This is a genomic window from Amycolatopsis sp. WAC 01416, from assembly GCF_003947485.1.
Lineage (GTDB): Bacteria > Actinomycetota > Actinomycetes > Mycobacteriales > Pseudonocardiaceae > Amycolatopsis.
This window is the reverse complement of the sequence record NZ_QHHX01000007.1, coordinates 345,104-363,908: the sequence shown is the minus strand read 5'-3', so window position 1 is coordinate 363,908 and position 18,805 is coordinate 345,104. Positions and strand designations below refer to the sequence as shown.

Below are 18,805 nucleotides of genomic sequence, written 5' to 3'. Positions count from 1 at the left end.
AATGGCCGATATGCCTTTACCGCATGCGGTTCTATCGTTCGGACGCATGGCTAGCGACTTGCAACGGCGCAAGATCTCGGGCGTTTTCGCCGCGATGGATGCCGACGGCGATGGTTTCCTGCGGGAGCGGGACTTCCAAGAACTGGCCGAGCGCTGGGCGCGGCGGCGCGGGCCGGGTGACGAACGGCACCTGACCGGCATCATGCTGAGCTGGTGGACGACGTTGCTGGCGGCCTCGGATCTGAACCGCGACGACAAGGTGACCCTCGACGAGGTCCTGCTGGTGGTGGACAAGCTGCCGGACACGCCCGAGGCCGTGACCGCGACCGCCGACGCGATGTTCGAAGCGATCGACGAGAACCGCGACGACCTCATCTCCGCGGCGGAGTACCACCAGCTGATCGAGGTCTGGAACGGCCGCCCCACCGACACCGACACCACCTTCCCGCTGCTGGATTCCGACGGTGACGGAATGCTGTCCCGGGACGAGTTCGCCGCGCTGTGGCTGGAGTTCTGGGCGGGTGACGACGCCGAGGCGCCGGGCACCCTGGTCTTCGGACCACTCGCGGCCTGACCGTCGCGGCTTTCGGGCCGACCCGGCGTCCATACGGGCCAGACCCCGCCACGTACCACGTCTTGAACGCCCTGTCGGCTCACGATGGCAGGCGTGGACGCCGTACAGGAAGCCGACTCGACGGTCTCGAGCGCGATCGCGCTGTGCCTGCGGGACCGGTGGGCCGAAGCGGCGGAACTGTTGGCGGAGAACGTTTTCTGGCGCACCGAGTCGGCGGTTTCGGCCATGTTGGGCGAGCTCTTCGGTGGCCTGGCCGAGCTCTGGAACGGCCGGCCCGCACGGTTCGGCGCGAACTTGACCGAACGCGAGCGGTGGCCGTTGAGGACGGTGCCGCTGCACCGGAACGAGCAGATCACCTCGTACGTCTCCGCGTTGCTGGTGCTGGGCGAACGAGCTCGCGCGGAAAAGCTGCTCTCCGACGAGGCCTTCCCCGAATCCGGCCTGCGGGACGGCGAACGTTCGATGCTCGCGGCCATGCGCGGCCGGCCCGCCCGGGCGATCGACCTCGCCCGCCGCGCCATCGCCGACCGCTCGCCGCGCGGCTACGACATCGGCTCGGCCGCGATGCACCTTTCGACCGTGTCGGTCCTGCTGTCACAGGGGCGGCCCGCCGAGGCACGGGAACTGCTGGCCTCGGCCCGCGCCACGGCGCCGACGCTGGCGCATCTGCTCGACATCGCGGAAGCACGTGTCGACATCGCGGCGGGCGAAACCGACCGCGCCGCCCGGCGCCTGCACGCGGCCACTCGCGGGCTCGCCGTCGGCACGGACATCGCCTGGGCCGATCTCGCCGAACTCGCGTTGCGGAGGAACGACCGGGCAGCGGCGAAGCAGGCACTCGACGCGCTGGAGACTCTCGCCACCGCTATGCCGACGGGACGCGTGTTGCTGCATCGACACCTGGTCCGGGCCTGCCTCGGCGAGGAGCCCGCCGGCGAATGCCTCTGGCTCGCCCGCGAACGCGATCAGCCCCTCGAACTGGCCGTCGTCACCGAACGCCTGGCCCGGCACAACCCGTAACACGCGTGATTGGAGGCGTAACACGCAGTGCGGTCTCCAATCACGCGAGTTACGTCTCCAATCACGTGAGTTACGCCTCTGATCACGTGAGGTCGGGCTCCGGTCAGATGACCCCGGCCCGCACGGCGTAGGCGACGGCGTGCGGGCGGTTCCGCAGCTTCAGCCGTCCGGTGATGCCCTGGATGATGTGCTTCACGCTGCGTTCCGAGTAGCTGAGCTCGCCGGCGATCTCGACGGTGTCCTTGCCCTCGGCCATCAGCCGCAGCACGTCGATCTCCCGCGTGGTGAGCCCGGCGGTGTTGACACCCATCGGGTCGAGCACTTCGCGCTGGAGCCGTTCGACGTGTTTGAGCAGCTCGCCGAGCAGGCTCGGCGGGAGTACGCCGCCGCCGGTGGCCGCGGCGCGGACGGCGTGCGCCAGCCGTTCGCCGGTCGTGGCCGATCGCGGCAGCACCGCCACCACCCGGCATTCGATGGCGGGTACGAGTTCCGCCTCGCTGATCTGGCTCACCACGAGCACCACGGGCTTGCCGTCCTCGGCGGCGAGCCGCCGCAGCCAGAGCACCGTTTCGGGCGTCAGCCGTTCGGTGGCGAACACCAGTACGTCGGTCTCGGCGCGCCGCTCCCAATCCCGGCTGACGATCCCCTGCTGCGTGCCCAGCTGACTGGCCAGGCCCGCCGTGGTGATCGGGTCGGGCGCGTGCACCGCCACGGTGATCTGTCGGGTTTCCGTGTCCACTTCGTCCCCTCCGCTTGTCCGCGGCCCCAGTCGGATGGGACACAGTCTGCGAAGGAGCTCTTCACGAAGTCTCCACGAGTTCTCAACGAGGCGTGAAGGACTTCGTGGCCAGCTGAAACGCCTCCACGTACTTCGGCAGCTCGTCGAGGATTTCGCGGAGCCTGGCTTCGGGACCGGTGTAGTCCGGGTCGGCGAGCAGGGCGTGACCGAAGGCCAGCGTGCGCCGAAGCTCGGTGATGCGTGCTTCGGCCTCGTCGGCGTCGAGCACCAGCCTGCCGTTCTGGGCGAGGCTGAGCAGGACATCTCCGGCGAACAGCTCCTGATCCTGGCTCACCGGCACAGCATGCACAGCCGCGCATACCCGCCACCAGCGCCGGACGACACTTTGCCCCTGCGAACGTCCGGGTTTGCCCACTCGCCCGTCACCTGTCCGGGAGAACAGTTCCTCACCCGGCGGCCGAAACCCATACGGTGGGTGCCCGCTTGATTGCGAAGCCCACATCGGCGCCAGTAGGCTTTCTGCTGAGCAGGACCCCTTTTTTTCGGCAGTCGGAAGCACAGGCGGCAGGTCATGGACGAGGTTTCCTCGCTGACGGTGCGGTTGCTGGGCGGTCCCCCTGCCCGGTCCGACGCCGGCGAGATCGCCCTCGGGCCGGCTCAGCGGCAAGCGGTGTTCGCCGCGCTCGCCCTGCACGCCGGTCAGTTCGTCTCCCGCAAGGAGCTCATCGACGCCGTCTGGGGCGAGCAGCCGCCGGACAGTGCCACCGGCATCGTGTACACCTACATCTCCGCGCTGCGCCGCGCGCTGGAGCCGGTGGGCGGACCGCTCGTCGCCTCCCGCGCCGGTTACCGCCTCGACCTGCCGAAGCAGCAGGTCGACGTCCACGTCTTCGAAGCCGAACTGGAACGCGCCCGCGCGCATCGGCTAGCCGGCGCGCACCAGCGGGAACTGGAGTCGCTTCGCTCCGCGCTCGGGCAGTGGCGGGGGTCCGCGCTGGACGGGATCCCCGGCCCGTTCGCCGAGACCCAGCGCGCCCGGCTGGACGAACTGCGCATGAGCGCGCTCGAACGCCAGGCCGAGGTCGCGCTGTACCTCGGCGGCTACCGCGAACTCGTGGACGAGCTCACGGTGCTGGTCGAGCGCCATCCGCTGCGCGAAGGTCTGCACCGCATGTTGGTCACCGCGTTGTTCCGGGCGGGCAGGCAGGCCGAGGCGCTGGCCGCGTTCGACCGCGCCCGCGAGACGATCATCGAGCAGTCCGGCCTCGAACCCGGCCCGGAACTGCTGACCCTTCGGCAGCGAGTCCTGGACGACGATCCGTCGCTGCACCACCGCGACCAGCCGGAACGGCACCGGCCGACGACGCCGCCCGGACGGCCGTCCATTTTCGTCGGCCGCGAGTTCGAGCTCGCCCGGCTGCGACGGCACCTGTCCGCCCTGCTGAACGAAGGCCGCGGCGGGACGGTCTGGCTGGACGGCGAGGCGGGCAGCGGCAAGAGCACGCTTCTCGCGCAGGCCCTCGCCTCGGTGAGAAGCCGCACGCGCTGGGTCACGGCCGACGAACTGACCAGCGCGGTCCCGCTGAACCTCATCGCCGACAGCCTCGGCGGCGAAGCACTCGACGATCTCGGCAAAACGGTCACCGAACTGTGCGAAGCCGGGCCGCGGGTGCTCGTCTTCGAAGATCTGCACTGGGCCGACGAGGAGAGCCTGCTCGCCTGGCAGCGGCTTCACCGGTTCACCGCGCGGCTGCCGCTGCTGCTGATCGGTTCGGCGCGCCCGCTCCCCCGGCGCCGCCTGCTCGACGTCCTCCGCTCGGAGCTCGACGGCGAGATCGTCTCGCTGCCGCCGTTCGACGCCCCGGCCGTCGCCGGGCTGGCCGAGGAGACGCTGGCCAGGGGCCCCGGCCGGGACTTCCTCGAATTCGCCGCCGAGTACACCGCCGGGAACGTCGGCTACCTGTGCGAACTGTTCGCCGAGTTCGCCGACGGCCGGGAGGCGACCACCGCGCCGCACAGCCGGATCGCCTCGATCGTGGAAGCTCATCTCGCCACGCTTTCGTTGGCGTGCAAGCGAACACTCAACTCGGCCGCACTGCTCGGCTCGTCGTTCACGGTCGCCGGGCTGGCGGACGTCACCGGCCGCGAACCGACGGCGCTCAGCGAAGCGGTCGAAGAGGCGCTCGCCGCGCGTGTGCTCGAATCCGACGGAGAACGCCTGCGGTTCCGCGTCCCGCTGGTGGCCTCCGTCTTCGCCGCGAACACCCCGCCCGCCATCCGCGCCGTACTGCACCAGGAGATCGCCGCGACCATGGCGGACTCCGGCGCGCCCGCGGACCGGGTCGCCGAGCAACTGCTCCAGGCAGGCGACGAACTGACGGCGCCCTGGATCCCGCGATGGGTGCTCGACAACGTCCGCGCGTTGCCGGCCGGACCCGCCGTCGAGCTGCTCCATTTGCTTTCTCGCCAACGGAATCTCACCGAGGAGCAGCATCAGGACCTGGCGGGCGAACTCGCCGCGCTGCTGCTGCTGCCCGCGACGGACGCTGTGCCCTCCTTGCCCGCCCAGCCCTGGTGCACACCGCTGCACGCGCTCGCCCGGGTGCGCGACCGAACCGCGCCGAGGACGTCCTAAACTGCGGGGACACAGTAGTGATCCGGCCACTTTCGGTGCATGACGAGAAACGGAGCCGGCGTGACGAACGGGCTGCGCGTCGAGTTGCTCGGGCCGCCTCGTGCCTGGCTCGAAGACGTCGAGCTGAAGCTCGGGCCCGCCCGCCAGCGCGCGGTTTTCGCCACCCTGGCGGCTCGCCGCGGCCAGGCGATCTCGCTCGGCGAACTGATTTCGAGCGTCTGGGGCGAGTCGGCACCCGCCAGTGCCACCGGCAGTGTCCACACTTACGTCTCCGGCCTGCGCGGGGCGATCCGCAAGGCGGGCGGCGACGCGCACGAAATGCTGCGTTCGTCCGGATCGAGTTACGCCCTGCGGCTGGACCGCGACTCGCTCGACGTCCACCGGTTCGAACAGGACGCCGCCGCGGCCAGGAGGCTGCTCGCCCACGCCGACCAGCGCGGCGCGGCCACGCGGCTCACCACCGCGCTCGGGGTCTGGCGCGGCGAGGCCTATTCCGGCGTACCGGGCCCGTTCGCGGAAGCGGAACGCGTCCGGCTGACCGAACTCCAGCTGGCCACCACCGAGCTGCGCGCCACCGCGCTGCTCCGCCTCGGCGACCACCGCGAACTGGTGGCCGAGCTGACCGCGCTGGTACGGCGGCATCCGTTGCGCGAGTCGCTGCACGAGACGCTCATGCGTGCCCTGCACGCCAGCGGCCGCCAGATCGAGGCGCTCGCCGCGTACCGCGAGGCCAGGCGAATACTCCGGGACGAGCTCGGCGTCGAACCCGGCGCCCCGCTGCGTGACCTGCACCAGCGCATCCTGAGCGGCACCGAAAAACCTGTCACCGACGCGAAACCGGCCCCGATCCGGGTCGTGCCGCCGCCGGTGGCCAAGGCGATCGAACGCGGCGGCCAGAGCCGGCTGCCCGGCCGGACCCGGCAGGTCGAACGGCTGGACGGGTTCGTCACCGACGTGCTCGCCGGCCGCGGCCGTCCGGTCTGGCTCGAAGGCGAACCGGGCATCGGCAAATCGGAGCTGCTGATCGCCGGGCTGTCGGGCGCCGCGGCACGCGGCTGCCAGCTCGCCTGGACCGCGGCCGACGAGCTCCAGCAACGTTTCCCGCTGCAGGTGATCATGGAATGCCTCGGCGTGCACCACGGCGCGGCGGATCCGGCCAAGGCCAAGCTGGCAGGCGAGCTGCACGCCGAGCCCGCGCACGGGAACTGGGGCCCCGCCGACCCGATCCTGTCCACTGTGGACAAGCTGCTGGCACTGGTCGACGACACCTGCGCGGCGGGCCCGCTGGTGCTGGTGATCGACGACCTCCACTGGGCGGACGAGGCCAGTGTGCTGCTGTGGCAGCGGCTGGCCGCCGCCACCCGCCAGCTGCCGTTGCTGCTGGTCGCCGCCACCCGCACCGGGCACGGCCGCCGGGACCTTGCCCGGCTGCGCCGCGGGGTCGAGGCGAGGGACGGCGAGATCATGCCGGTCGAGGTGCTGAGCGACGACGAGATCGCCGCCGTGTTCGAAGTGGTGCTGGGGGCCAGGCTGGGGCCGAGCCTGCGTCCGCTGGTCCGGCGCGCGGCCGGGAACCCGCTCTACGCCAGGGAAATCGCGCACGACCTGGTGCGCACCGGCTCGCTGCTGATCAAGGCGGGCGTGGCCGAGGTGACCCTGGACGGCACCGAGAACGCGCCGCGGTCACTGCTCGCCGCGGTGGCCCGCACGCTGGGATGCCTCGATCCGGCCACGACCGAGATCCTGCGCACCGCCTCCCTGCTGGGCGCGGAATTCGCCGTCGAAGACCTCGCCACGCTGGCGGGCAAGAGCCCGCTGGAGGTCCTGCGGGAACTGGAACCGGCCACCACCGCGGGCGTGATCGAGTACGCAGGCGACAAACTCGCCTTCCACCATCCGTTTCAGCGGCAGGCGCTCTACGGTGGCATCGCCGAACCGGTCCGCGCCGCGCTGCACCGGCGTGCCGCCGAGTCGCTCGCGCGGGCGGGCGCGCCGGTCAAACGGGTCGCCGAGCAGCTGGCGGCCGGGCCGGTGCCGTTCGACCCGTGGCTGGCGGGCTGGCTCACCGCCAACCACGTCGCGGTGTCCAACCGTGCCCCGCATATCGCGGCCGATCTCCTCCGCGACGCGCTCGACAGCACGGTGCCCACCCGCGAACAGCGGGGGACGCTGATCGCCGCGCTGGTGCGGGTGCTGTTCCGTCTCGAACAGGCGCCGGAGGCCGAAGCCGAGCAGGCGGTGAAGATGGTCGAAGACAAGGCGGATCTGGCGCAGATGCGGCATTTCCTCGCCGCGCTGCGCTACCGCCGGGGCGACACGCCCGGCGCGATCGAGGCACTCGCCGACACCGCGGACGATCCGTCGATACCGGAACTGTGGCGCACCAGCACCCGGACCCTGCTCGCCAACTTCCGGCGCGGCACCCTCGACGATCTCGACGAGACCGAACGGATCGCGCGGGGCCTGCACACCGAAGCCGTCGAGGCGGGCGAACGCTATCCCGCCGCGCACGCGCAGCAGACGTTGTGGCTCGTGCACTCGATCCGCCGTGAGCACGACCGGGCGCTGACCGCGATCGACGCCGCGCTCGAGACCACCGGTGACCAGGCCGAGCTGGCGACCCTGCGTTTCGACCTGCTCGACAACCGCCTCTTCACCCTGCAGAACCTCGACCGGCTCACCGAGGCCGACGCGACGCTGCACGCCGGGTACGAGACGGCGGCCCGGCACGGCCTGCCGACCGGTCCGCAGGTTTCGGCGGCCGTGCACTACTACTGGACCGGCCGCTGGGACGAGGCGCTGGCCGAACTGGACTCGGTCACCGAGGACGGCCCGGCGATCACCTTCTACGGGGTGCGCGAGCCGGGCGCCGCCGCGCTGTTGCTGCACGGGGTCGCCGCCCTCATCGCGGGCCACCGGGGCGAACGCGTCTCCGTCCGCGCCCATCTGGAAGCCGCCGAGGCGCATTCGCCGTCGAACTCGTCCGAGCGCGAGAGCTGCGACTTCTACCTCGCTGCCCTGGCGATGGCCGCCGAACAGCGCGGCGCGCTCGACGACGCGCTACGGCTGATCGCGCCGGTGCTGCGCCCCGACTACGCCCGGATGATGCTGCGCCACCAATGGCTTCCCGACGTCGTCCGCGTCGCGCTCGCGGCCGGGAACGACGCCGTCGCGCGGGAAGCGCTCGCCGTCTGCGCCGAAGAGGCGAGCCAGGAGACCGTGCCCGCCAGGGCGACCGCGGCCGCCGCCCGATGCCGCGCGCTGATCGACGGCGACGCCGAAGGCATGCTGTCCGCGGCCGATCACTACCGCGAGGTCGGCCGCCCGATCGAACTCGCCGCCGCCCTGGAGGACGCCGCCGAACTGCTCGGCCGCGCCGGTTACCTCGAAGCGGCCACCCGCTCGCTCACCGAGGCGTGCGAAGTGCTCGGGCCAGTGGGCGCCACCTGGAGCATTCGTCGCGCGGAAAACCGGATGCGCCGCTACGGGGTGCTGAGCCGCGCCGCGCGCGGACCCCGGCACAGCGGCGCGTTGTCGCCACTGGAGCTGCGGGTCGCGCGGCTGGTGGCGGCGAAACTGTCCAATCCCGAGATCGCCGCGGAGCTGAGCCTGCCGAGGAGGACGGTGCAGTCGCTGGTGTCGAGGGTGCTGACCAAACTGCACGCGGATTCCCGGCTGACCGTCGGCGATCAGCTGCCCAGACGGCTCGCGTGAAGGCCGGCGTGAACGCGATCATCACCGTACGACCGAGGAGAACCATGAACCGCGTGCTGGCCGGCTTGACGGCCCTCGTGCTGTTGCTCACCGGCTGTTCGGGCACGCCGGAACCCGGCGACCCGATCAAGCTCACCGTCGCCACCTTCGGCGAGTTCGGGTACGAGAAACTCTTCGACGACTACGAGAAGGCGCATCCGGGCATCACCGTCGAGGGCCGGGTCGCCGACTTCGAGACGCACCACCGGCAGCTCGCCACCGGCCTCGGCGCCGGACGCGGCAGCGCGGACGTCGTCGCGATCGAGGAGCAGTACCTTCCCAAGTTCCGCCAGTCCACGGACAAGTTCACCGATCTGTCCGAATTCGGCGCGCAGGGTCTCCGCGAGCAGTGGCCTGCCTGGAAATGGGATCAGGGCACCGCGGACGGCGGGAAGTTCGTGATGGGGCTCGGCACCGACATGGGCAGCCTCGCCCTCTGCTACCGCCGCGACCTGTTCGCGAACGCCGGCCTGCCGACCGACCGCGATCAGGTGGCCGCGCTGTGGCCGAGCTGGGAGAAGTTCGCCGAAACCGGGGAGCGGTTCAGTGCCAAGGCGCCGGAAGACGTCAAATTCGCCGACTCGGCGGGCACGATCTACACGGCGATGCTCAACCAGGCGGAGGAGAACTACTTCGCCAAGGACGACACGTTCGTCGCGGACAAGAACCCCAACGTGCGCAAGGCTTTCGAACTGGCGGGCGGGATGGCGTTGAAGAAGGAGACGGCGGCGGTCACCACGTTCACGCAGCCGTGGACGGTGGCGATCAAGCAGAGCCGGTTCGCCGCCATCACCTGTCCCGCGTGGATGCTCACCCAGATCGAAGAGGCGGGCGGACCGGAGCTGGCGGGCAAATGGGACGTCACCGCGGTTCCCGGCAAGGCGGGCAACTGGGGCGGCTCGTTCCTGACCGTGCCGAAACAGGGCGCGCACCGCAAGGAGGCCTACGATCTCGCCGTCTGGCTCACCGCGCCCGAACAGCAGAAACGGATCTTCCTGGAAAGCGGGCTGCTGCCGAGCTCACTCGGCGCCTATCAGGACAGCGCCGTGCTTTCCCACACCAGCAAGTACTTCGGCGACGCGCCGGTCGGCAAGATCTTCGCCGCCTCCGCCGAAGCGCTGCGGCCGAACTACCGCGGGCTGCGTGACGGCGAGGTGCGGCCCGTGTACGGGCACGCGCTCGGCCGCGTCGAGGAGGGACGGCAATCGCTCGACGAGGCCTGGAACCAGGCTTCGACGGAGGGCCGCGCCGCGGCCGCCAAATGAGCGAGGACGACGTGACACGCGGGTTTCCGGCCGGGTTCCGCTGGGGCACGGCGACGGCGGCTTACCAGATCGAGGGTTCGACGACGGCCGACGGCCGCGGACCGTCCATTTGGGACACTTTCACCGCGCGGCCCGGCCGGGTGCTCGACGGCGCCACCGGCGAACCGGCGTGTGACCACTACCGGCGCTATCGCGAGGACATCGGCCTGCTGAGCGGACTCGGCGTGCCGTATTACCGCTTCTCCGTCGCGTGGTCGCGGGTGATGCCGGACGGCCGCACGAGCGAACCGCGCGGCCTCGCCTTCTACGATCGCCTCGTCGACACGGTGCTGGAGCACGGGATCACTCCGATGGTGACGCTCTACCACTGGGATCTGCCGGAGGCACTGCAAGCGGAAGGCGGCTGGCCCAACCGCGATCTCGCGGACCGTTTCGCCGACTACACGCTGACCGTCCACAAAGCACTCGGCGATCGCGTCCGGCAATGGACCACGATCAACGAGCCGTTCTGCGCCGCCTTCATCGGCTACGGCAACGGCGACCACGCGCCGGGTATCCGGGACGAGGGCGCGGCGCTGGTCGCCGGGCACAACCTCCTGCTCGCGCACGGCCGGGCCGCGCAGGCGTTGCGGGCCGGTGGCGGAGAGCAGGAAGTGTCCATCGTGCTCAACTTCGCCCCCGTGCTGACCGACGTGGACGACGCCGCGCACCGCGAGGCCGCGCGCAAATTCGACTTCCTGCACAACAGGTTCTTCCTCGATCCCCTGCTCGGCCGCGGCTATCCGCCCGAATTGCTGGCGGATCTGGCGCATCTCGGCACGCTGGAATCGGCGATCGCCGACGGCGACTTGGAAGTGATCGCGCAGCCGCTGGACGTCCTGGGCGTCAACTACTACGCGCCCGCCCGCGCCGGACGGCTCGACGATCCCGAAGCCGACAGCAACTGCCCGTTACCCGGCCTGCGCGGGATGGACGTCCAGCGACCACGCGGCGAACTGACCTCGCTCGGCTGGGAGCAGCGGCCGTCGTCCTTCACCGATCTGTTGCTGTGGCTGCACGAACACTGCCCCGGCCTGCCGCTCCTGATCGCCGAGAACGGCGCCGCGTTCGAGGACGAGGTCGTCGACGGGCGCGTGCACGACGCGAAACGCGTGCGGTACTTCGCCGAACACCTCGCCGCCGTGCACGACGCCATCGAACAGGGCGCCGACGTCCGCGGCTACATGGCCTGGTCGCTGCTGGACAATTTCGAGTGGGCCATGGGGTACACGCAGCGGTTCGGCCTCGTGCACGTCGACTTCGAGACGCAGGAACGAGTACTCAAGGACAGCGCCCGGTTCTACGCGGACGTGGTGGCGCGCAACGGGCTCTAGCGGTTCCGAAGGGCCGGCCTCGTTGTTGCCGAAAATCGGCCTCCGGAAACTGTCGGTGGTCGGTTGTACGTTCTCTGTGTGGACACACGCAACGCCACTGTGGCGCTACTCAAGGAAATCACCTCCTCTGCCGCGTTGAAGGAGGTCAATGTCGCGCTGGATTCGTTGGAGGACAAGGATGCTGTCGACGCTGCCGTGGCGGCGTCGGAGGGAATCGCGCGACTGGAAGCGGTCCGTTTCCGCGCTCTCGCGCAACTGAACCGTCACCGCGACAGTGCGGCCGGCGTGACGCAGGAAGTCGCGTTCGCTCTGTCTGTTGTGGACGGTCACGCGGCTGGACTGGTGTCGACGGCCCAGGCGTTGACCACCCGGCTGCCACGAACACTGGGGCTCCTGGATCGCGGGCAGGTGGGCGGCTACGGGGCGATGAAAGTCGCCACGGCCACCGCGTGGCTGTCCAACGACGACGCACGTGCGGTGGACGAGGTACTGGAGGACCGGTTACCGGGCAGGAACTCCGACCAGATCCGGAAAGCGGCGAACCACGCGGCGATGATGGCCGACCGCGACGGGGCGGGTCTTCGGACCGAACGCCACCGCGCCGGGCGCCGCCTCTCGATCCGGCAGGGCGAGACCGGGGTCGCCTCGATCGAGGTCGAAGACGGCCCCGTCGAGAAAGTCGCCGCCGCCTACACCCGGATCGACCGCGAAGCACGCGCTCTCAAGACCGGCGACGAGCCCCGCACCCTCGACCAGCTCCGCGCCGACGTCGCCCTCGATCTCCTGCTCAGTGGTCAAGGCGGCAAGAGTGAACGGTGCGAAGTGTTCCTCTACATGGATCTCAACACCTATCTGGGCGTGAACGAGGATCCCGCCGAGCTGGCCGGACACGGCCACATCCCGGCCTCGCTGGCCCGGCACATCGCGTCCGGGCCGGACACCGTGCTGCGCCGGATCATCACCGACCCGCTCTCCGGACAGGTCCTGGATCTGGGCCGTGACCGGTATCGGCCCACCGCCGGGTTGGGCGAGTTCGTGCGGGTACGCGACCGGGAATGCCGAAGACCCGGCTGCCACCGCGTCGCCCAAGCCTGCGACCTCGACCACTCGCTGCCGTGGCAACACGGCGGCCACACCAGTGATACCGAACTGATCGACCTCTGCCGCCGTGACCACCGCCTCAAAGACGAACCCGGCTGGGTCTACCGGCTGGCTTCCGACGGGACTCTCACCATCACCACCCCCACGGGGCGGAGCTACGACAGCACACCGCCGCCACTGCACGAACCCCGCGCCGAGGAACCGCCACCGTTCTGAGCCGTTGCCGAAATACGGCCACGGCTCGATCGGGTCTGGAATCCGCTCATGAACTTGCAGAGGCGCCTGACGTGACCACGCTCTGGTCTGGTCTGGTCTGGTCTGGCGGTGTCCGGGGAACCACTCGCACCCCATCAGCATCGTCGAAACACGGCAACAGCCCGAACCCGCGACCACCGCCACCGGCCCGGTCGCCGAAATACGGCAACGGCGCCACGACCGCGATTGCGCGATCGGCGCCAGCCCTGTCGCCAAAATACGGCAACGACTCGATCGCGGCCGGAACCCACTCATGAACTTGCACAGGTACCCGACATGACCACACTCTGGTCTGGTCTGGTCTGGCGGTGGCCGGGCAACCACCCGCAGCCCATCTACATCACCGAAACACGGCAACAGCCCGCCTGCCAGACCGAGCCCAGGCGCTCGACGCGACCGCGGTCGTCAGCCCCGTGGCGCGCCACGCATGACGCCGTCGACCACCTTCCTGGCCAGCACGATGAACAGCACGATCACGGGCAGCACACCGATCGTGGCCGCGGTCAGCATCAACGAGTAGTCGGTGAAGTAACCGCTCGCCAGCCGCGACAGCGCCACCTGGACGGTCGGATGCGCGTTGGGGTCGAGCACGATCAACGGCCAGAAGAAGTCGTTCCATGCCGTCATGAACGTCAGCATCCCGAGCACGGCTGCCTGAGGACGGATGGCGGGCAGGGCGACGCTCCAGAACAGCCGCACCGTCGAGCAGCCGTCGACGCGGCCGGCGTCGAGCAGTTCGCCGGGGATCGCCTCCTCGCACGCCTGCCGCATCCAGAACACGCTGAAGGCACCGACCAGGCCCGGCACGATCACCGCCTCCAGCCGCCCGTACCAGCCGAGTTCGCCGACCACCAGGTAGAGCGGGATCACCCCGAGCTGGGCGGGCACCATGGCGGTGCCGATGACGACCAGGAAGAGCGAGTCGCGGCCGGGAAAACGCAGGCGCGCGAAGGCGAATCCGGCCATGCTGGAGAGCAGCACGTTCGACACGGTCACCGTGCCGGCGACGATCAGCGAGTTCTGCATCGCCAGCCAGAAATCGACGGTGTCGAAGACCTTGCCCACATTCTCGATCAGGTTGCCGCCGGGCAGCAGCGGCGGAGTCGTCTCGCCGAGCGCGGAATTGTCCTTCGAGGACACCACGAACGACCAGTACAGCGGGAAGATCGACGCGACGGCGACAGCGAGCAGCAGCCCGTAGGCGACGAATCCGGTCCGTTCCCTCGCCGCCACGATCACTCACCGCCCCGCATCCGGCGCACGAGCGAGAAGTTGACCAGCGCGAAGCCCGCCGAGAACAGGAAGAGCAGCCACGCGATGGCCGCCGCGTATCCGGCGTCGAACTCGCCGAACCCCTTCTCGTACAAGTACATGGCGAGTGTCTGGAACTGGCGGTCGGCGCCGCCGGTGCCGTTGGTCCCGGTGTCGTCGAACAACTGCGGCTCGGCGAACAACTGCAACCCGCCGATGGTCGAGACGACGACGGTGAAGGCGATGGTCGGGCGGATCGCGGGCACGGTGATCGACCAGAAGGTCCGCCAGCGCGAGGCACCGTCGAGCATGGCGGCGTCGTAGCGTTCCTGCGGCACGGACTGCATGGCCGCCAGGTAGAGCAGCGCGTTGTAGCCGGTCCAGCGCCACATCACCATCACGCTGATCGCGACGTGCGCGGCGAACCGGTCCGTCCGCCAGTCCACCGGGTCGAACCCCGCCAGGCCCAGCACCCAGTTGACGACGCCGTAGTCCTCGGCGAAGAGCTGGCTGAACACCAGCGCCACCGCGACCACCGAGACGACGTTGGGCAGCAGCACACTGGCCCGCCACAGGGTCCGCGCGCGCAACGGGCGGTCGAGGAGTGCTGCGAGCCCGAGCGCGGCCAGCAGTTGCGGGACGGTCGAAAGAACGAAGATGCTGACCGTGTTGAAGAGCGCGTTGTAGAACTTCGGATCCTGGAGCAGGGCGGCGAAGTTGCCGAGACCGGCGAACCCGGTGTCACCGTTGACCAGATGCCAGTGGTGCAGCGCCACCCAGGCGGTGTAGAGCAGCGGGAAGAGACCGAACACGCCGAACAGGACGTAGAACGGCGCGGTCATCAGATATCCGGCGAGCCGCTCGCCCGTACGCTTCAAACGGTGATCACCTTGACCCCAGCCCGGGTGATCTCGTCGGCCACCTGTGGATCGACGCGGGTGTCGGTGATCAGGGTGTCGACGTCACCGAGATCCCCGAAGCGGGCCGCGCGTTTCACCGTCGCCTCACCTCCTGCCCTGGCGGATGAGCGGTCACCGCGACAATAGTTGGTCGAGATCGTCACGGGGACCCGAGGCGTGCCCGGCGGTTCTCCAGGAAGGCTCGTTCGGTGTCGTTGGTGGCCAAGGCGACCGCCTCGTCGTAGAAAGCGATGGCTTCCGAAGTCCGGCCGAGGCGGGCGAGCAGGTTCGCGCGGGTGGCGGGCAGATGATGGTAGCCCGGCAGATCCAGCTCGGCGATCCCGTCCAGTGCCGCCGCCGGGCCGTGCACCTCGGCGACGGCGACCGCGCGGTTGAGCGCGACGATCGGTGTCGGGGTGAGCCGCCACAGCCGGTCGTAGAGCGCCAGCACCTGCGTCCAGTCGGTCGCCGATCCGTCCGTGTGCACGGCGTTGATCGCGGCCTGCACCTGGTACGGACCCGGCCGGTCGACACGCAGGCATCGCCGCACCAGTTCGTGCCCCTCGGCGATCAGCTCGCGATTCCACAAGGACCGGTCCTGGTCCGCCAGCACCACCAGCTCACCGGAAGGCCCGACCCGCGCCGGCCGCCGGGCTTCGGTGAGCAGGAGCAGCGCCAGCAGCCCGAGCACCTCCGGCTCGTCCGGCATCAGCTCGGCGAGCGCTCTCGCGAGGCGAATCGCTTCCAGGCAGAGGTCCGTCCGCAGCAGGTCTCCCGACGTGGACGTGTATCCCTCGTTGAAGACCAGGTAGAGCACGGTGAGCACGGAGCCCAGCCGATCGGGGAGTTCATCGTCCCGCGGCACCCGATACGGGATGCCCGCGTCGCGGATCTTCTTCTTCGCTCGGACGATCCGCTGGGAGACGGTCGTTTCCGGGACGAGGTACGCCCGCGCGATCTCCCCCACCTCCAGCCCGCCGAGCAGCCGCAGGGTGAGCGCGGTCCGCGCGAGCGGCGAAAGCGCCGGATGGCAGCAGGTGAAGATCATGCGGAGCTGGTCGTCGCGCACCGGCCCGACCTCGGCGGGCTCATCCGGCTGGTGCAGCAGCAAGGCCTGCGCGTGCCGGGCCTCGCGGGTGGATTCCCGGCGCAGGCGGTCGATCGCCCGGTTGCGGGCGGTGGTGACGATCCAGCCGCCTGGATTGGGCGGTGGCTCGGCCCACTTCTCGACCGCGGTCGAGAACGCGTCCTGAACCGCCTCCTCGGCGAGCGAGATGTCGCCGAGGAGGCGGGTCAGGGTGGCCACGCACCGGCCGTACTCCGCCCGGTAGATCCCGTCGAAATCCATCGACGTCAACGCCGCGGGTCGCCGAACGGCCGCACTTCGATCGGCTGCCCGCAGGCGAGCGCGCATTTCTCGGCCCAGGCCAGCGCTTGGTCGAGGTCGTCGACCTGGATCACCCAGAACCCGCCGAGCTGTTCCTTCGTCTCGGCGAACGGCCCGTCGGTGATCGTGGTCGTGCCGCCTTCGGGACGGACGACCGTGGAGACGTCCGAGTGCTCCAGGCCGCCCACGAAGACCCAGGACCCGGCGGCCTTCATCTCGTCGGTGACCTTGCCCGTCCTGGCCATCATCGCCAGGACCTCGTCCTCGGGCGCGTCCCGCGTGCTCTCGTCGAGCTGGACGGCGAGCAGGTACTGCCTCATGACTGACCCCTTCGACGGCTCAGGAGATCATTCCACGGTGACGGACTTCGCGAGATTCCGCGGCTTGTCGATGTCGTGGCCGAGGATCAGCGCGGCGTGGTAAGCCAGCAGCTGCAACGGGATCGTGAGCAGGATCGGGTCGAGTTCGGGCTCCGAACGCGGGACGACGAACCGCGGCACGTCGAGATCGCCGAAATCCACGTCGGCGTGGGTGATCGCCAGCACCTGGCCCTTGCGTGCCTTGATCTGCTGCATCGCGGCCAGGTTGCGGTCGGCGAGGTCGTCGGACGGCACGATCGCGACCGTCGGCAGCTCCTCGTCGATCAGCGCGAGCGGGCCGTGCTTGAGCTCCGAGGTCTGGTAGGCCTCCGCGTGCCGGTACGAGATCTCCTTGAACTTCTGGGCGCCCTCCCGCGCCACCGGGAAGCCGCGGACCCTGCCGATGAAGAACAGGCTCCGCGCGTCCGCGCAGATCTTGGCGTGCTCGGCGATCTGGGCCTCCGCCTCGACGATCTCCGCGACCTGCTTCGGCAACGCGCGGAGTGCCGCGACGATCCGCTGTCCGTCCGCATTGGACAGATCGCGGACGCGGCCGAGCGCCAGCGCGATCATCGCGAAACCGACGGCCATGTTGGTGAGCGCCTTGGTCGAAGCGACGGCGATCTCCGGACCGGCGTGCAGATACAGGCCGCCGTCGCAGGCCCGCGCGATCGTCGAGCCGACGACGTTCACGAGGCCGACCACCCGGCCGCCCTTGCGCTTGACCTCTTCGACGGCGAACGCGGTGTCCGCCGTCTCGCCGGACTGGCTGACCGCGATGTAGAGCGTGTCCGCTTCGATGATGGGGTTGCGGTAGCGAAACTCGGACGCGGCCTCCGCGTCGGCCGGGACCCGCGCCAGGTCCTCGATCATGGTCGCGCCGATCTGGCCCGCGTAGTACGCCGAGCCGCAGCCGAGGATCTTCACCCTCGCGAAACCACGCAGGTCACGCGGAGTCAGGTTCAGACCGTCCAAACGGGACACTCCGAACCGGTCGTCGAGACGGCCCCGGATCATGCGCTCCAGGCATTCCGGCTGCTCCTGGATCTCCTTGTACATGTAATGCCGGTGCCCGCCGAGGTCGAGATCGTCTGCCTGGATGTCGATCGCCGTGGCGGCCTTGCCGGTGTCGCTCTCGTCGACGGTGAAGGTGCGGTAGCCGGTGGCCGAGACGCTGGCGAACTCGCCGTCGTCGAGGTGCACCACCTGCGAGGTGTGCCGGACCAGCGCGGACAGGTCGCTGGCCACGAACATCTCGCGGTCGCCGACGCCGATGATCAGCGGCGAACCGTTCCGCGCGACCACGACGCGGTCGGGGTGCCCGGTGTCGGTCACGGCGATCGCGTAGGTACCGGTGACCCGCGAGACGGCCTCGACGACCGCGTCTTCGAGGGTCTTCGCGCCCGACCTCGCGATGAGGTGTGCGAGCACCTCGGTGTCGGTCTCCGACGTCAGCGTCACCCCGGCCTGCGTGAGCTGCTCGCGGAGGGCGTCGGCATTGTCGATGATCCCGTTGTGCACCACCGAGATCCGGCCGTCCTCGGAAACGTGCGGATGGGCGTTGGCCTCGGTCGCCGGACCGTGCGTCGCCCACCTCGTGTGCCCGATGCCGACCTTGCCCGCGAGCCGTTTGGGCAGGGCCGCGGTCAGATTCCGCACCCGCCCCACGATCCGGTGCACCTGGGCGCCTTTACCGCCCAGGACGGAGATCCCGGCCGAGTCGTAGCCGCGGTATTCCAGCCGCGTCAGCCCCTCGATCAGGATCGGGGCGGCGTTCTGGCCGCCGATGTAGCCGACGATTCCGCACATGACGAGTCAACCTCACAGAGAAAACGGACAGGGCACGCGAAGAGCGGGCGCGCTCCGTCAGCCGTAGACGATGCGGCGCAGTTGCCGCTCGGACAGGTCGGGAGGCGCGACGAGACGACGGCTCAGTTCTCCGGCGATCCGGGGGAAGATCTCGGGGTTCTTCCCGCCCTCGGCCTGCAATCGGGCATGCCGCTCCCGGACGTACTGCTCGACAGACTGCCGATAGAACGCCAGGACGTCCTCGACGACACGGGCGGCGATGGCCGTCGACAGACCTGTCGACAAGGCCACCTGCTCGACGATGTCCGCGTCCTCCACGGAGCCCATCATGCACATCGGGCCTCCGAAACGCCAGTTCTTGCCCGAAATCGGGCAAGAACAGCGG

General features: G+C 69.8%; 16 protein-coding genes. 7 read left to right on the top strand and 9 right to left on the bottom strand.

Features of this window, described 5'->3' with window-relative positions; all coding sequences use genetic code 11:
• The first annotated feature begins 46 nt into the window (after positions 1–46).
• Together DL990_RS25540 and DL990_RS25535 are read left to right on the top strand one after the other, a co-directional pair.
• The gene (locus DL990_RS25540; protein WP_199746592.1) at positions 47–574 is read left to right on the top strand and encodes an EF-hand domain-containing protein; all 528 of its coding nucleotides are present in this window, start codon (positions 47–49) and stop codon (positions 572–574) included.
• A gap of 93 nt (positions 575–667) precedes the next feature.
• Positions 668–1,594 carry a hypothetical protein gene (locus DL990_RS25535; RefSeq protein ID WP_233620566.1) on the top strand — a complete coding sequence of 309 codons (927 nt, stop codon included), beginning with the start codon at positions 668–670 and terminating at the stop codon, positions 1,592–1,594.
• 103 nt (positions 1,595–1,697) lie between these two features.
• Here DL990_RS25535 and DL990_RS25530 read toward each other — a convergent pair whose 3' ends face one another.
• Positions 1,698–2,333: a response regulator transcription factor gene (locus DL990_RS25530; protein WP_125787476.1), complete on the bottom strand. Its 636-nt coding sequence runs from the start codon at positions 2,331–2,333 to the stop codon at positions 1,698–1,700.
• 82 nt (positions 2,334–2,415) lie between these two features.
• Positions 2,416–2,667 carry a hypothetical protein gene (locus DL990_RS25525; RefSeq protein ID WP_125787475.1) on the bottom strand — a complete coding sequence of 84 codons (252 nt, stop codon included), beginning with the start codon at positions 2,665–2,667 and terminating at the stop codon, positions 2,416–2,418.
• Positions 2,668–2,904: 237 nt separating this feature from the next.
• On the opposite strand from DL990_RS25525, the gene DL990_RS25520 reads away from it, so the two are divergent.
• The 5 genes from DL990_RS25520 to DL990_RS25500 all read left to right on the top strand — a co-directional run bounded on the left by DL990_RS25520 (position 2,905) and on the right by DL990_RS25500 (position 12,676).
• The gene (locus DL990_RS25520) at positions 2,905–4,968 is read left to right on the top strand and encodes a BTAD domain-containing putative transcriptional regulator (RefSeq protein ID WP_125800129.1); all 2,064 of its coding nucleotides are present in this window, start codon (positions 2,905–2,907) and stop codon (positions 4,966–4,968) included.
• A gap of 60 nt (positions 4,969–5,028) precedes the next feature.
• A complete protein-coding gene (locus tag DL990_RS25515; protein ID WP_125800258.1) occupies positions 5,029–8,682 on the top strand; it encodes a BTAD domain-containing putative transcriptional regulator in 3,654 nt (1,217 codons plus the stop codon).
• 44 nt (positions 8,683–8,726) lie between these two features.
• Complete coding sequence (locus DL990_RS25510; protein ID WP_125800128.1) at positions 8,727–9,986, top strand: ABC transporter substrate-binding protein; 1,260 nt, start codon at positions 8,727–8,729, stop codon at positions 9,984–9,986.
• An 11-nt stretch (positions 9,987–9,997) separates the two neighbouring features.
• Positions 9,998–11,359 carry a GH1 family beta-glucosidase gene (locus tag DL990_RS25505; RefSeq protein WP_125800257.1) on the top strand — a complete coding sequence of 454 codons (1,362 nt, stop codon included), beginning with the start codon at positions 9,998–10,000 and terminating at the stop codon, positions 11,357–11,359.
• A gap of 135 nt (positions 11,360–11,494) precedes the next feature.
• Complete coding sequence (locus DL990_RS25500; RefSeq protein WP_370451375.1) at positions 11,495–12,676, top strand: DUF222 domain-containing protein; 1,182 nt, start codon at positions 11,495–11,497, stop codon at positions 12,674–12,676.
• A gap of 444 nt (positions 12,677–13,120) precedes the next feature.
• On the opposite strand, the gene DL990_RS25495 is transcribed toward DL990_RS25500, so the two are convergent.
• From DL990_RS25495 to DL990_RS25465, 7 genes are all read right to left on the bottom strand, one after another.
• Positions 13,121–13,948, bottom strand: a complete 828-nt coding sequence (locus DL990_RS25495) for a carbohydrate ABC transporter permease (protein WP_199746591.1) — start codon at positions 13,946–13,948, stop codon at positions 13,121–13,123.
• A gap of 2 nt (positions 13,949–13,950) precedes the next feature.
• Entirely contained in the window at positions 13,951–14,844 is an 894-nt protein-coding gene (locus DL990_RS25490) for a carbohydrate ABC transporter permease (RefSeq protein WP_125800126.1), read from the bottom strand.
• Complete coding sequence (locus DL990_RS42215) at positions 14,841–14,963, bottom strand: hypothetical protein (protein WP_255431391.1); 123 nt, start codon at positions 14,961–14,963, stop codon at positions 14,841–14,843. The genes DL990_RS25490 and DL990_RS42215 overlap by 4 nt, the downstream gene beginning before the upstream one ends.
• Positions 14,964–15,025: 62 nt before the next feature.
• Positions 15,026–16,213, bottom strand: a complete 1,188-nt coding sequence (locus DL990_RS25480; protein WP_125787469.1) for an RNA polymerase sigma factor — start codon at positions 16,211–16,213, stop codon at positions 15,026–15,028.
• A 5-nt stretch (positions 16,214–16,218) separates the two neighbouring features.
• The gene (locus tag DL990_RS25475) at positions 16,219–16,572 is read right to left on the bottom strand and encodes a YciI family protein (RefSeq protein WP_125787468.1); all 354 of its coding nucleotides are present in this window, start codon (positions 16,570–16,572) and stop codon (positions 16,219–16,221) included.
• Positions 16,573–16,599: 27 nt separating this feature from the next.
• Positions 16,600–18,420, bottom strand: a complete 1,821-nt coding sequence (gene glmS, locus DL990_RS25470) for a glutamine--fructose-6-phosphate transaminase (isomerizing) (RefSeq protein WP_125787467.1) — start codon at positions 18,418–18,420, stop codon at positions 16,600–16,602.
• A gap of 57 nt (positions 18,421–18,477) precedes the next feature.
• Positions 18,478–18,750: a hypothetical protein gene (locus DL990_RS25465; protein WP_199746590.1), complete on the bottom strand. Its 273-nt coding sequence runs from the start codon at positions 18,748–18,750 to the stop codon at positions 18,478–18,480.
• Positions 18,751–18,805: the final 55 nt, after the last annotated feature.